This window comes from Hymenobacter sp. 15J16-1T3B, assembly GCF_020711235.1.
Classification (GTDB): Bacteria; Bacteroidota; Bacteroidia; order Cytophagales; family Hymenobacteraceae; genus Solirubrum.
In genome coordinates, this window is sequence record NZ_JAJFAV010000001.1 from 601833 (window position 1) to 616084 (window position 14252).

The 14252-nt window shown below is 62.1% G+C and carries 11 protein-coding genes; 2 read left to right on the forward strand and 9 right to left on the reverse strand.

Annotation, left to right across the window (positions count from 1 at the left end; genetic code table 11):
* Positions 1-16: 16 nt before the first annotated feature.
* The gene (locus LJ737_RS02555) at positions 17-2554 is read right to left on the reverse strand and encodes an efflux RND transporter permease subunit (RefSeq protein ID WP_227762720.1); all 2538 of its coding nucleotides are present in this window, start codon (positions 2552-2554) and stop codon (positions 17-19) included.
* Positions 2555-2760: 206 nt separating this feature from the next.
* Here LJ737_RS02555 and LJ737_RS02560 point away from each other — a divergent pair, with 206 nt between their 5' ends.
* Positions 2761-3165, forward strand: a complete 405-nt coding sequence (locus LJ737_RS02560) for a hypothetical protein (protein WP_227762722.1) — start codon at positions 2761-2763, stop codon at positions 3163-3165.
* Between the two features lie 75 nt (positions 3166-3240).
* On the opposite strand, the gene LJ737_RS02565 is transcribed toward LJ737_RS02560, so the two are convergent.
* Positions 3241-4761 carry a glycine--tRNA ligase gene (locus LJ737_RS02565; RefSeq protein WP_227762724.1) on the reverse strand — a complete coding sequence of 507 codons (1521 nt, stop codon included), beginning with the start codon at positions 4759-4761 and terminating at the stop codon, positions 3241-3243.
* Between the two features lie 356 nt (positions 4762-5117).
* Here LJ737_RS02565 and LJ737_RS02570 point away from each other — a divergent pair, with 356 nt between their 5' ends.
* Positions 5118-6518 carry an inorganic phosphate transporter gene (locus LJ737_RS02570; protein WP_227762727.1) on the forward strand — a complete coding sequence of 467 codons (1401 nt, stop codon included), beginning with the start codon at positions 5118-5120 and terminating at the stop codon, positions 6516-6518.
* Between the two features lie 203 nt (positions 6519-6721).
* On the opposite strand, the gene LJ737_RS02575 is transcribed toward LJ737_RS02570, so the two are convergent.
* The 7 genes from LJ737_RS02575 to mnmG form a co-directional block, all read right to left on the reverse strand.
* Entirely contained in the window at positions 6722-7201 is a 480-nt protein-coding gene (locus LJ737_RS02575) for a hypothetical protein (protein WP_227762729.1), read from the reverse strand.
* 161 nt (positions 7202-7362) lie between these two features.
* The gene (locus tag LJ737_RS02580; RefSeq protein WP_227762730.1) at positions 7363-7854 is read right to left on the reverse strand and encodes a DUF4385 domain-containing protein; all 492 of its coding nucleotides are present in this window, start codon (positions 7852-7854) and stop codon (positions 7363-7365) included.
* A 968-nt stretch (positions 7855-8822) separates the two neighbouring features.
* The gene (locus tag LJ737_RS02585) at positions 8823-10451 is read right to left on the reverse strand and encodes an Ig-like domain-containing protein (RefSeq protein ID WP_227762731.1); all 1629 of its coding nucleotides are present in this window, start codon (positions 10449-10451) and stop codon (positions 8823-8825) included.
* Positions 10435-10758 (reverse strand): hypothetical protein, encoded by a 324-nt coding sequence (locus LJ737_RS02590; protein ID WP_227762732.1) that lies wholly within the window; start codon positions 10756-10758, stop codon positions 10435-10437. Before LJ737_RS02590 ends, LJ737_RS02585 begins: the two co-directional genes overlap by 17 nt.
* A 54-nt stretch (positions 10759-10812) precedes the next feature.
* The gene (locus LJ737_RS02595; protein WP_227762733.1) at positions 10813-11676 is read right to left on the reverse strand and encodes a class I SAM-dependent methyltransferase; all 864 of its coding nucleotides are present in this window, start codon (positions 11674-11676) and stop codon (positions 10813-10815) included.
* A gap of 275 nt (positions 11677-11951) precedes the next feature.
* Positions 11952-12341 carry a hypothetical protein gene (locus LJ737_RS02605; RefSeq protein WP_227762734.1) on the reverse strand — a complete coding sequence of 130 codons (390 nt, stop codon included), beginning with the start codon at positions 12339-12341 and terminating at the stop codon, positions 11952-11954.
* Between the two features lie 6 nt (positions 12342-12347).
* Positions 12348-14210: a tRNA uridine-5-carboxymethylaminomethyl(34) synthesis enzyme MnmG gene (gene mnmG, locus LJ737_RS02610; RefSeq protein WP_317206638.1), complete on the reverse strand. Its 1863-nt coding sequence runs from the start codon at positions 14208-14210 to the stop codon at positions 12348-12350.
* Positions 14211-14252 lie beyond the last annotated feature (42 nt).

Below are 14252 nucleotides of genomic sequence, written 5' to 3' on the forward strand. Positions count from 1 at the left end.
GGCAGCGACTAAGCGCCTACGCCTCACCGGGCAACTCCGCATCCGGAGGGGCCACCGGCAGCGAGGCGCCGGGCTTCACCTTGATGCGGTTCAGGTTCAGCTCCAGGTCGTCGTCTTCCTCGTGGTACTGCTCGTCGTAGTGCTGAATCAGGGCGCTGTCGATGGTTTCGTCCTTGCCGTGTTCGAAGGTGACGAGCAGGGCCGGCAGCAGAATCAGGTTCGAGAAGTTGGTAATCAGCAGCGAGGCCGACATGAGCAGACCCAGCGCCTTGGTGCCGCCGAACTCAGAGAAGGCGAAGATGCTGAAGCCCACGAAGAGCACGATGCTGGTGTAAATCATGCTGGTGCCGGCCTCGCTCAGCGTGGTGCTGATGGCGGCCCGCACGCGGCGGCCGTTGGCGGCCATTTCCTGGCGGAACTTGGCCAGCAGGTGAATGGAGTTGTCGCCGTCGATGCCCAGCGCGATGCAGAAAATCAGGGCCGTGGCGGGCTTCAGCGCAATGCCGAAGAAGCCCATGATGCCGGCCGTGAGCAGCAGCGTCACGAAGTTGGGCAGCAGGGTGAAGAACACCGAGCGGATGGAGCGGAACAGAATCAGCACGATCAGGCCCACCAGCGCAAAGGCCAGCACCAAGCTTTCCTTGAGCGTGCCGATGACGTATTCGTTGCCCTTGGTGAAGAGAATGGTGGTGCCCGTCATGCGCACTTCCATGCCCGTGCCCTTGAAAATTTCGTTGATCTGGGGCTGAATCTTGGTGATGAGCAGCGTGTCGAGGTTGCGCGAACCGATATCGGCAATCTTGAGGCTGATGCGGGCTTTCTGGCCAAGCGAGTCGGTGAAAGAGCGCAGCAGCTTGTCATTCATGCTGGCGGCAGCTTTGGGGCTGCCCACGGAGGCCGTTTGGGTGCTGTCAGCCCCGGCCGCGGCGCTGTCGGCAGCGGGCGCCGCGCTGCGCGAGCGGGCCAAGTAACTCAGGATAAAGTTCTTTTCCGAGTTGTCCGGCAGCCGGTAGTAGGTGGGGTCGCCGTTGTAGAAGGTCTGCGTGGCGGCCTTCAGGAAGGTCACGATGCTGATGGGCGAGGTGAGCTGGGGCTGGGTGCGCAGGTAGTTTTCAAGCCGGTCGATGCGCTCCAGGTTGCTCAGCTTCAGGATGCCGCGCTTCTTACCCGTGTCCACCACGATTTCCAGCGGCATTACCCCGTTGAAGTGCTCCTCGAAGAACTTCAGGTCGGAGTTGACCGAGGAGTTTTTGGGCAGATCATCCACCATGTACGACACGGCCTGCAGGCGCGAGGCCCCCAGCGCGCCCAGCGCGCAGAGCACGAAGGCAATGCCGTAGACCGTGCCGCGGCGCTCCAACACGAGGTAGTCGAAGAACTCCAGCAGCTTGGTCAGCGGCTTGGCGTCGAGGTGCTCCAACTGCTTTTCGGTGGGCGGCGGCAGGTAGGTGAAGACTATCGGGACGAGGATAATCGAGATGAAAAACGCCGCGAAAATGCTGATGGTGGCCACCCAGCCGAACTGGTAGAGAATGGCAATGTTGGTGAAGCAGAACACGAAGAAGCCGATGGCCGTCGAGGTGTTGTTCATCAAGGTCACCAGCCCGATTTTGCGGATAACGCGCACCATGGCCAGCACCTGGTTGCCCGAAATGCGGTAGTCGTAGTGGTAGCGGGAGAGCAGGTAAGTGCAGTTCGGAATGCCGATTACAATCAGAATACTCGGAATCAGACCCGTCAGCAGGGTGATTTTGTAGCCCAGCAGCACGATGGTGCCCACGCACCACACCACCGCCACGCCCACGATGAGCAGCGGAAACACCACCGCCGACCACGTCCGGAAGAACACCAGCAACGTGACGCTGGTGACCAGAGCCGCCAGCATCAGGAAAAACTTCATTTCGCCCGCCACCTTGGTCGTCATGGTGGAGCGCACGTAGGGCAGGCCGGCGTAGTGCAGCTTGATGCCCGTTTTCTTGGTAAACCGCTCGGCGTGGCCCAGGATGTTTTTCATCACCGCCTGCCGCTTCGAGGAGTTCAGGTACTTCGGGTCCATGGTCAGGGCCAGCAGCGTGGCCCCGGTGGTGGGGCTGATGAGCTGGCCCTTGTAGAACTCTTGCCGGTTTACGATGCGCATCAAGGAGTCCAGTTCCTTCTGCGTTTGCGGGAAGGTGCGGAAGATGGGCGCCGCGGCGAAGCGCTGGCCCGCGGTGTCCTTGGTGAGCTGGATGAGCTTGGTCACCGACAGCACCCCGCTCACGCCTTCCTCCTTGCTCAGGGTGTCGGTGAGCAGGCGCAGCTCGTTGAAGTTGCCCAGCTTGTACACCGAACTATCCTGCAGCCCGAGCACGAGCACGTTGCCGTCCTCGCCGAAGGTTTTCTTGAACTGCTGGAAGTACACCATGTCCGGGTCGTCGGGCGACACGACTTGGGCAAAATCGTAGGTCATTTCCACGTCCTTGGCCTTCCAGGCCATGAACACGGTGATAATGCTCAGCAGCCCAACGAGCAGGCGGCGGTTCTTGATTATCAGCAGGGCAAGCTTACTCCACATCGGCTACAGCAGGAAAATTGGGGCAAAGGTACGCATTGACCGTTGGGGGAATTTTCCGGGGAAATAGCACCTGAACCAGAAAAAGAAATATTTCGGCAAGTATCTGTAACTCACTATCTTAAAAACTGCGTATACCGTCGTAGATTTTGTCGCCGTCATTTCCGCGCCCGTACAACCCTCACCGTTCCCGGCGGCTCTTGCCTTCGATGACCCTATACTACTCGCCCGCAGCCTCGCTGACCTACAACGCGGCCGATGAAATGCTGCACCTGAGCTTTAACGCTACCCACCTCGACCTCTCCTTCGGCCAGGCGTACCAGTGCGCCCTGCAGGAGATGTTGACCAAGAACGTGGGCAAGCTCCTGCTCGACCTCAAACGCAACGCCCCGTCCTCCGACGACCACGAGCAGTGGCTGGTGGAGCCGCTGCAGGCGCACTTGCCCGCCCGCGTGCCCCGGCCGGTGTTCATTGCCGCCGTGCTCAGCGAAGGGCAGTACCAGTACCAGATCAGCAACTGCCCGGCCAGCGGCAGCACCTTCGTGCCCGAGCAGGTCGAGTTCAATTACTTCACCTCGCGCCGCGAAGCCGCCGCTTGGCTGAACGGCCGCTAGTCGGCCCAACCGGCCACAAAAAAGCCCCGGACGGATGCCCGGGGCCTATTGTCGCGTAGCAGGCTGCGCCGACGATTACAGCTGCTCGAAGATGCGCGAGAGGCTCACCGCCTCGCCGATGTAGCCGCGCAGCGCCGAAATGGGCATGCGCGTCTGCTCCCGCGAGTCGCGGTGGCGCACCGTCACGGTGTCGTCCTCCAGGGTCTGGTGGTCGACGGCAATGCAGAAGGGCGTGCCGATGAGGTCCTGACGGGTGTAGCGCGTGCCGATGCTATCCTTCTCCTCCACCACCAAGCGGAAATCGTGGCGCAGCGAGTTGTAGATTTCGTTGGCCTTTTCGGGCAGGCCGTCCTTTTTCACCAGCGGGAAGATGGCCGCCTTCACCGGCGCCACGGCCGGGTGCAGGCGCAGCAGCTTGCGCGTCTTGGTCTTCTGCTCCTCGCCTTCGCCCTCCACGATGGTTTCTTCCTGGAACGCCTGGCAGAGCGTGGCCAGGAACAGGCGGTCGGCGCCCACGGAGGTTTCCACCACGTAGGGCACGTAGTTGCCGTAGGGCTTGCCAGTTTCCGGGTTCACGTCGTTGTCGAAGTACTGCTGCTTTTTGCGGCTGTACTGCTGGTGCTGGGTCAGGTCGAAGTCGGAGCGGGAGTGGATGCCCTCGATTTCCTTGAAGCCGAAGGGGAATTCAAACTCGATGTCGACGGCGGCCTTGGCGTAGTGGGCCAGCTTTTCGTGGTCGTGGAAGCGCAGCTTGTCGGCGGGCAGGCCCATCACCTCGTGCCAGCGGCGGCGGGCGGCTTTCCAGTGCTGGTACCACTCGTTTTCGGTACCAGGCCGCACGAAGAACTGCATTTCCATCTGCTCAAACTCCCGCATGCGGAAGATGAACTGGCGCGCCACAATCTCGTTGCGGAAGGCTTTACCGATCTGGGCAATGCCGAAGGGCACCTTCTGGCGGGCCGACTTCTGCACGTTCAGGAAGTTGACGAAGATGCCCTGGGCCGTTTCAGGGCGCAGGTAGATTTCGCTGGAGCCCTCGGCCACGGCGCCCATCTGCGTCGAGAACATCAAGTTGAACTGGCGCACGTCGGTCCAGTTGGCCGTCTTGCTGATCGGGCAGAGAATTTTCTCGTCGATGATGAGCTGCTTGACGCCGGGCAGGTCGTTGTCGGTGAGCAGGCGGCCCAGCTCGGCCAGCAAGGCGTCGGCGCGGGCTTGGTCGCCGGCTTTTTCGTACTCGGCGGCTTTTTCCTCCACCAGCACGTCGGCGCGGTAGCGTTTCTTGCTGTCGAGGTTGTCAATGAGCGGATCGGAGAAGCCGTCGACGTGGCCGGAAGCTTTCCAGGTGGTCGGGTGCATGAAGATGGCCGCGTCGATGCCCACCACGTTCTGGTTGAGCTGGGTCATGGCCTTCCACCAGAGCTGCTTGAGGTTGTTTTTCAGCTCCACGCCGTTGGGGCCGTAGTCGTACACGGCGGCCAGGCCGTCGTAGATTTCGGAGGAGGGGAACACGAAGCCGTATTCCTTGGCGTGGGCTACGATGTCGGCCAGGGTGCCTTCGGTGGTATTGGCGGCTTGCTGCGCGGGCTTGCTCATGGGGTAGGGAGAGAATGAAGAGCTGAGAACTCAGAGCTGGGAACTTAGACCACAAGGCCGCTGGCCGAAACACCGGCCGGGCTCTTGGTTCTCACTTCTAAGCTCTCAATTCTAAATCAGGGGCAAAAGTAGGGCGAAGATGCGAAGGGCCGCACCCGGCGGCCCCAAGCCCGTGCGTACGAAGTACGGGCCCGGTAAGCTACTATTGTTAAACTTTTTGCAGAAGCCTTGGTACAAGGCCTGACCCGCGGGTGCCCGGGCCAGCTTGCGGAGTAACAATTTCATAATCTTGCGCCCCTTTTTGGTGCCCGTACTTTTGGCGGCCCATTTCCCTTCGCTCACCAACCCTTTCCCATATGCTTGGCTTAGAGCCTCAAGTGCTCCTGCTACTGCTGGTGTGTTTGATTGCCGCTTGCGCGTTTGAATTCGTCAACGGCTTTCACGACACGGCCAACGCCGTAGCAACCGTCATTTACACGAATACCCTGCGGCCCTGGGTGGCCGTTATCTGGTCCGCGTTCTGGAACTTCATCGGCGTGTTCGGCGGCGGAATCGGCGTGGCCATGGGCATCGTGTACCTCTTGCCCGTCGAGAGTTTGGTCGACCAGAACATCTACCACGGCATTGCCATGGTGGGCTCCCTGATCTTGGCGGCCATCATCTGGAACGTGGGCACCTGGTACTACGGCATCCCGGCTTCCAGCTCCCACGCGCTCATCGGCTCCATCCTGGGCGTGGGCATTGCCTTCTCGCTGCTGCCCGATACCAACGGCGCCGCCGTGAACTGGAGCAAGGCTTCCGAAACCGGCATTGCCCTGCTCGTAGGCCCGCTGTTCGGCTTCACCTTGACCATCATCCTGATGTTCGTCTTAAAGCGCTTCGTCAAGTCCAAGGCCATCTTCAAGGAACCGCACAAACGCAAGCCCCCACCCCTCTGGATTCGCCTGATCCTGATTGCCACCTGCACGCTGGTGAGCTTTTTCCACGGCTCCAACGACGGGCAGAAGGGCGTCGGCCTGATCATGCTCATCCTCATCGGCATCCTGCCCTTCAAGTTCGCCCTCGACGCCTCCAAGAATCCGCTCGACATGCGCGCCTCCTTGGCCAAGGTGGAGCAGGTGATGAGCCGCGTGAATGCCGCCGAACTGGCCCCCGACGAACAGAAGGCCCTGCAGGAAGTCAACCAGCAAACGGCCACGCTGGACCGCATCTTCGCCGGCAAAACCGACGTGAAGCAGCTGCCCGAATCCGACCGGTTTCAGATTCGCAAAGCCATTCTGCTCACCTACAGCCGCGCCAAAAAGCTCACCGGCAGCGAGCGGGTGAGCCTGAGCCCCCAAGACCGCAAAACCTACGACGCGGCCATTGAGGACATGCGCGGCTTCACCGACTACGCCCCCAAGTGGGTTATCCTCATCGTGTCCTTGTCGCTGGGCATCGGCACCATGGTGGGCTGGAAGCGCATCGTGGTAACCATCGGCGAGCGAATCGGCAAGGAGCACCTGACCTACGCCCAAGGCGCCTCCTCGGAGCTGGTAGCGGCCACCATGATTGGCCTGAGCACCCAGCTGCATCTGCCCTCCTCCACCACGCACGTGCTGTCGTCGGCCATTGCCGGCTCGATGGTGGCCAACCGCGGCATCAAGAACCTGAACCCGCAAATGGTGCGCAACATCGCCCTGGCCTGGGTGCTCACGCTGCCCGTGACCATGGTGCTGTCGGGCGTGCTGTTTCTACTGTTCCGCGCGCTGCTGTAAGCGCCTCGGTCACCGCGCTACCCACGCAAAAGCGCCGCTCCCAGCCGGGGGCGGCGCTTTTGCATTGAGGGGTTTCGCTTACAAAACCGGGGGTATACGGGCGTTGTACTTATCCGGTTACGTTTGCACTACGAAATCTTTACTATCAATAACTTATCCACTTATCAACATCAAAAAGAGCTGATTTTGTGGATAACTACTGATTACGCAGGCCATTGCACCTCCAAGTCGTCGTTGATGAACACGCCGAAGTTGATAAACTGCAGTTCATTCTCGTCGAAATAGAGGTCAATCATTTCCTTTTCGTAGGAAAGGCGCACTTCGCCGGTGTCCACCTTTTCCATTTCGCCTTGCTCGTGGCCGTGGCGGCGCATCAGCTCCTGGATTTCCTCCAGCGACTTGCCGTGGATGGCCTCGCCGTACAGGCGCATGCCGGGGTGGTCGGTTTCGATGCAGGAGAGGCGGTAGTCGTCTTCGCGGTCGAAGTACAGCGAGTAGCCTTCTTCGAGGTAGTTCCAGGCTTGGTGCTCGAACTCGTCGTCGTCTTCCGACTCTTCAATTTCTTCCGGCTCGCCCATCAGGGTCCGGACTTCGTCCATGCTGGCGCCAAACTTAAGCGGGCCCATGCCTTGGCCCAGCACGATTTCGTTTTCGTCGGTGCTGCGGGGTTGGGGCGTATTCATATCGGGAGGAGGTTTGGAGGTTGGTAGCTGGGTAAAGGTAGGAGTCTGAGGGCGCGTTTGGCGTTGTTTGTTTTTCGTCGCTCGTCCCGGGCAGTTATGCACCAGTCAACCACAATACCGTGGATAAGCGGCGGCGAAAACCCGATCAACGAAAAACGAACTCACTTGCCGTAACGCTGCTCGAAGGCTTCTTTCTGGCGCAGGTAGTCGGGATGGTGCTTGGCTTCGTCCCACTTGGCTTTGAAGATGGCGGCGGCTTCGGCTTTTTCGGGGTCTTCCGGGTCGCGGGGGAGTTCGGCCCGGCCGTGGGCGCCGCTCTGGCCCTTCTTGTCGTCGGGCACGGGGCCTTCGTACTTTTTGCCGCCGCGGTGATTGGCGTAGCGCCGGGCCCGGGTAAAGCCCATCTGCAGAAACTTCCGGGCCATGTCAGCCCCCACAAAGTCGTCGGCCTTCAGATAGGCCAGAAACAGCCCGTAAATCGTCTCGGATGACTCACGGGCTACGGCGGGACTCTTAAAGCGCCAGAAGGGCAGGATTTCGCTCTTATAGGGCTGCACGAGCAATACGCCTTGCTCCCCCTTGCCCACCCGGTACAGTTCCGGGTGCTGGCGGAAGTCGACGTGGTGAAAGTCCTGGTCGTAGTTGAACGGCATAGCAGCACTCCGACACGCGTCGGCGGGCTGTATACGCACGCGCGGCGCCGGCGGCTGAACCCTCGGCTTGCCCGGGCCGGCTTTTCCTTGCGGCCCCGTTCGGCTGTCCGCTGCGCCGGCGGCCCGGCCGCTTGCCGAGCGGAACGCACAGGGTTACAGGCGTTCATCCTCCTGTGAGCCTGTGAGTTCTGGCCGGGGTTTTCCACGGGACTAATAACTTTTCATTAAATAAAATTTTAAAGCTCTTTTCTATTTCCACTCGTTATGGCTGTTCATAAGTGGATATCTAACAGGCTTATACACAGGGCTTGATAACATGTGTACAAGAACCGGCTTATGCACCGGCTATCCACATAGGATGTGCAAATTACAGGGGTGATACTCTGTCAATTAACAGGCTTTTCGACAATCCACACACTTGTGCACAACCCTGTGAATTAACACGTTAGTGGAAAGTGGAAAGCCCCAAAATCGTGGGGAAGTTGTCCACGGCTGTCCACAGGCCGCGGGCACTGGTATGGGCTCAACAGGACCAAAAAATCTTTTCCCCTGTTTATCCCCTGTTGTTCACAGGTTATCAAAGCGTTATCCACGCGTTATCCCCTGTCGACTGACCAAGCCGGGTTTGGAGGGTCAAGAATTCCACAATAGGCTGTGGAAACGTGGATAAGTGCCTGTGAGCCTGTAAGAAGGCCCTTGATAATCAGGGTATAGTTACCTGTTCGAATATGGATTGGCGCGGCCTGGTCGGACCTATGCCACAGGTTCACAGGTAGATAGCGCGGCTGGCCGGCACCGGGCGGGCGGCCGCCGCAAACGCCTCGGCCGCGGCTACTAGCGGTGTGCTGGTGGGCGGTATCTAGCGGCTAGGGCGGCCTCGCGCTTGGCCGTTATTGGGGCCGGCTGCTCGCACAAAAAAGCCCCGGCGCTGACAGCGCCGGGGCTTGGTTCGGCAAGGCCGAAATAGATTAAAAGGTCAGCACCACGTTTTCGATTTCCCAATTGGCGCGCACCTGCTGGGTTTGCGGCAGCAGGTACATGGGTTCAGCGGGAATCCGCAGCTTCGGGTCCCCGCCGCGCCAGCGGCCGTTATTGTCGGCGTCGATGAGCACGCGCAGGCGGTAGGTACCGGGGTCCACGTTGTCGAACCGGAACGTGCGGGGCCCACCCGGGACGGTGCGCACAATCTGGTAGTTCTGGTCCAGCAGCTGCAGCTCGTAGCTGCGGTATTTGGAGTTGATGGTGCCCGAAAGGCTGCCGGTCGTGGATTGCTCCGTCACGCGCAGACGCACGGGGCGCAGGCGTAGCGCTTGCCCGCTAACGGAGAGGATGGCCGTCGTATCGGGCACGAAGGTGACGGTTTTGCGGGCCTTGGTATTCACGTTTACCGTGAGCAGGGTGCGGTCGGGGCTCAGGGTGCCGTCAGCCGGCAGGCGCAGCGGGCGGCGCGTCACCGAGTCTTCGACCAAGGTGCCGAAGGGCTTGTCGGAACCCACGCGCACCGGCGCCACAAACTGCAGCTTGAGCTGGCCCTGGCGGTAAATGTCGCGCGGGTTGCCCACCACTTGGTACTGCGCCCCGCGCCGGGTGGTGGCCTGGGGCTTTTCGTCGAAGCGCACATTCACGGTATCGACGCCGCGGTTGCCGGCGCTGTCAATGGCCGTGAGCAAGTAACGGCCGGCGGGCACGGCCGGGGCACGCAGAATGCTGAGCGTACGGCCCCGTTCCAGCAGCGTGGCGGTTTCAGCCAGCGCCGGCGTGGGCGCTTGGCCTAGCGCGGCCAGCGTGAACTGCTGCAGACCCTCGTTGAAGCCGATTTTAAACTGGTCAGCGCCGGCCTGCTGCGAGAGAATCAGCGGGCGCCGCGAGTCGGGCCGCACCGTAACCAAGCGCAGCGTATCGAGGCGCGGGCGAAGCTCAATGGGCTGGGGCAGGTAGCCGATGCGCTCTGGCTCTTCGTAACGGCCGTTGTTGTTTTTGTCGAGCAGGGCGTAGACGCGGTACGGACCTTCGCGCAAGTTGCGCAGCTGAAACTTGCCGCTCTTGTCGGTGCGCGTCTGATAGTAGGGCGGGTTGCGGAAGATGTCGGCCGTGTCGCCGGCGGGGTAAAGGGCAATGACGGCGTCGGCGTCAGGCTGGCCGTTGAGCAGCTGCGTGACCGAGCCGCTCACCCGGCCCGAATCCAGGGCCGCGCCGGTGCTGAAGGCCAGAATCACGTCGCGGGCGGGGTTGCTTTCGGTGATGTCGACCACCGCGTCGCGGAAGTTGAACACGTAAGTGGTGTTCGGCTCCAGCGGCTTTTCGAAGCGCAGTTCGATGGAACGTCGCTCCTCGCGCAGCTTGTAGGGGTTTTTGTCGGAAATGGTGGGCGTGATGAGCAGATTTTTGCTCAGGTCCTTGAGCTGCACCGATTCCGAAAATTCCAGCCGGATGTTCTGTTCCTTGACGTTGGTGGCTCCGTTGGCCGGGTTGCTGCTGACGAGCGTGGGGGCCTCCGTGTCGCGGGCTCCGCCTTCGGGCTGGCTGATGGCGGCGCACCCGGCCAGCAACAGGCCGGCCGGCAGCAAAAACAGAGCGGAACTAACGCGAACGAACATTGTAGAGCAGCAGCGTGGAAAGCGTAAGCAGGGCGCAGGCCCCGAGAATGGTCCAGCGCGCCCGCCCCGACACCGGGCCGGGCGTGGGCTCGGCGTCCGGCGGCGGCTCGGGCGGGGCCGCCGGGCGGCGCACCGTATCGGGCACCGCGGCGGCCGCGGACGAAGGTACAACGACGGAATCGGGGCGAACGGGTATGTGCTGGGCCGGGGCCGGACCGCTCAGCAGCGCCGTCACGCCCAGCGCCGGCCCCAGCCGGCGCAGCGCGCGGGAAGCAAACCAGGAGGGCGGGAAACGACGAGCGAGCATGGCCGAGCGGTGACGATGAGCGGGTTGGCCCCTCCCCTACCCCACCGGGCGGGATTAGGAAGTTGCCGCCGCGGTGGGCGACTGGGCCGAGCGTTCGGCCACGAAAATCAGGCTGGAATACTGCCCGCCGTTTTGCGAGGCCTGCCGGTTCGACTCATAGCCCGAGCGCAGCGCGGCCATCATGCCACCGTTGCGCTCGGCGCGGTACTGTTCGCTGAGCAGGCTGATGTAAAACGCGTCGAGCTTCATGGGCAAGGTGCGGCGCAGCTGCAAGTGGTGCTTGCCCAGCAGCTGGCCAACGGTCTTGGCCGTAAAGTGATAGAGGTGGCGCGGCACGTCGAAGGCGGCCCACTGCTCGCGGTAGTACTGCGCGTCGGGGCTGTCGGCGTTGGGCACGGCAATGACGAGGATGCCGTCGGGCTTGAGCAGCGCAACGAGTTGCTCCAGCGTGGCGTTCAGGTCGAGAATGTGCTCCAGCACGTGCCAGAGCGTGATGACGTCGAAGGAGCCGGGCGCAAACTGGCTTAGCTCGCCGTGGGCAATGGGCTGGCCGGTGTTCTGCTCGGCGAGGCGCCGGGCCGAGTCGTTGGGCTCGAAGCCCGATATCTGCCAGCCGGCCTGCTGGCAGGCCACCAGGAAGTAGCCGGTGCCGCAGCCGTAGTCGAGCACGCGGCCGCGGCGCGGGGCTTCGCGGCCCAGCAAGGACACTTTCTGGCGCACGGTAAACTTGCGCGCTACTTTGTAGACCTGGTTGATAAGGCCCTGGTGGGTGTCGGAGTGCGAGATATACGCCGGGCTTTCGTAGTAGCGGCCGAGGCTGGCTTCGTCGGGGCGCGGGTTGGTCAGCAGCAGGCTGCAGGAGGTGCACTGCGTGATGGCAAAGCTTTCGTGGCTGACGGAATAGTCTTCCACGACCATTTTCGGCCGAAACTCACTTTTCCCGCAAATCGGGCACTGTTCTACGCGTACGTTCGACACCAAGCAGCTAATCAGACAGCAAACAAAACAGCCGGACGCGGGCGCCGGCTGCAACTACCAGTACAAAAATAACGGAATGGTTTGGGTGGCAAGTACGAGGTGACAGGTAACAGGTAATAAGGGCCCCGCGGGGCAACATTAGAAGGCGGCGACATGCCCCCGGCGTGCCTGCCTTGGCTCTGCAAGGGAAGGCGACCAGGCCGCAGCCACGCCGCTTACAAGTTGTTCACGCCCGGCGGGTCGCCGACGGAAGGTGCGCCGCCAAAAACCACCATAGCCAGCACGACGCTGCCACCGACGAGCACCAGCAACGCCCAGGCGGTGAACAGCAGCCAAACCACGGCCCGACCGAAGCGCCGGCGCCAGGCAGCCCGCACCGTACCAACCAGTCCCCACAATGCCAACGGCGCCTGCACTGCCCAGGCGGCCGCCGCCAGATGATCCGCCCAGGTAATGTCGAGGCGCAGTTGGCCCCACTCAAACACCACGATGTAGGCCAGCGTCAGCCCGAAGACGCCGCCCGTGCCAACAACCAGCCCGCCAAACCAACCTAGGAGGTCGGCTTGGCGGGCTGGTTGTTGGCACGGGGCGGTGGAATAGTCCACGTCCCCCTACTTGCCCAAGTACACCATCAGCACCGAGATGTCGGCGGGCGAGATGCCGCTGATGCGCGAGGCCTGCCCGATGGTTTCGGGCTGGATGCGCAGCAGCTTTTCGCGGGCTTCGTGCGAGAGGGCCGGCATGGCCTTGTAGTCCAGCTTACCCACGATGCGCAGGTCTTCCATCTGGCCCATGCGCTCGGCTTGCTGGTGCTCCTTCTCGATGTAGGTTTCGTACTTGACGTGGATGCTGGCCTGCTTCAGCACTTCTGCGCCGTAGCTGCTCAGGTACTCGTTCAGCTCCGGCAGGGCGCGCTGCAGGTCGGGCAAATCGAGCTGCGGGCGGCGCAGCAGGTTCACCACGCGGGTTTTCTCGTGAATGGGGGCCGAACCCAGCTCTTCCAGCAAGCCGTTGATTTCGCCCGGCTCCACCGGCTTCTTGCTCAGGTAATCGAGCACGTCGGCGGTTTGCTGGCGCTTCTGCTCCACCCGGGCCATGCGCTCATCCGAGGCCAGCCCAAGCTTGTGGGCCAGCGGGGTGAGGCGCAGGTCGGCGTTGTCCTGGCGGAGCAGGATGCGGTGCTCGGCCCGGGAAGTAAACATGCGGTAGGGCTCGTCGGTGCCTTTGTTGACGAGGTCGTCAATGAGCACGCCGATGTAGGCCTCCGAGCGGCGCAGGATGAACGGCTCCAGCTCCCGCACCCGCTGGTGGGCGTTGATGCCGGCCATCAGGCCCTGGCAGGCAGCTTCCTCGTAGCCCGTCGTGCCGTTGATCTGGCCGGCGAAGTAGAGGTTGCGCACCGGCTTGGTCTCCAGCGTCAAGTGCAGCTGCGTGGGCGGGAAGAAGTCGTACTCGATGGCGTAGCCGGGGCGGAACATCTTCGCGTTTTCGAAGCCCGCAATCTGGCGCAGCGCCTCGTACTGCACGTCTTCGGGCAAGCTGCTGCTAAAGCCGTTTACGTACACTTCCACCGTGCTCCAACCCTCGGGCTCCACGAAAATCTGGTGGCGGTCCTTGTCGGCGAAGCGGTTGATTTTGTCTTCCACCGAAGGGCAATAGCGCGGCCCCAGGCCCTTGATGCGGCCTTGGAACATCGGCGACTTTTCGAAGCCGGTGCGCAGGATGTCGTGCACCTTCTCGTTGGTGTAGGTGATGTAGCAGGGGCGCTGCTTGGTGAGCTGGGGCGTATCGAGGTAGGAGAACTTGCTCGGGTTTTCGTCACCGGCCTGCTCCTCCATCTTCGAGTAGTCGAGCGTGCGGCCGTCCACGCGGGGCGGGGTGCCCGTCTTCATGCGGCCCGTCTCGAAGCCCAGCTCCCGCAGCTGCTCGGTGATGCCGGTGCTTTTGCGCTCCGCCGCCCGGCCGCCGCCGAAGTTTTTCTCGCCGATGTGGATGAGCCCGTTCAGGAAGGTGCCGTTGGTCAGCACCACGGTTTTGCTCCGAAATTCGATACCGAGCTGGGTGCGCACGCCCACGCAGGTGCCGTCTTCCACCAGCAGGCCGGTCACGGCTTCCTGCCAGAAGTCCACGTTGCGGATGCCTTCCAGCGTCAGGCGCCATTCTTCGGCGAAGCGCATCCGGTCGCTCTGGGCGCGGGGGCTCCACATGGCGGGGCCCTTCGAGCGGTTGAGCATCCGGAACTGAATCATCGTTTTGTCGGTGATGATGCCCGACTGCCCGCCCAGCGCGTCCACCTCGCGCACAATCTGTCCCTTGGCCACCCCGCCCATGGCCGGGTTGCACGACATCTGCGCGATGGTGTTCATGTTCATGGTCACGAGCAGCACCGAGGAGCCAAGATTGGCTGCCGCCGCGGCCGCTTCGCAGCCGGCGTGGCCGGCGCCTACCACAATTACATCGTATTCCTGGGTCAGCATAGCTGGAGGTTTGTTGTCGGAGGGTATGAACAGGCGAGG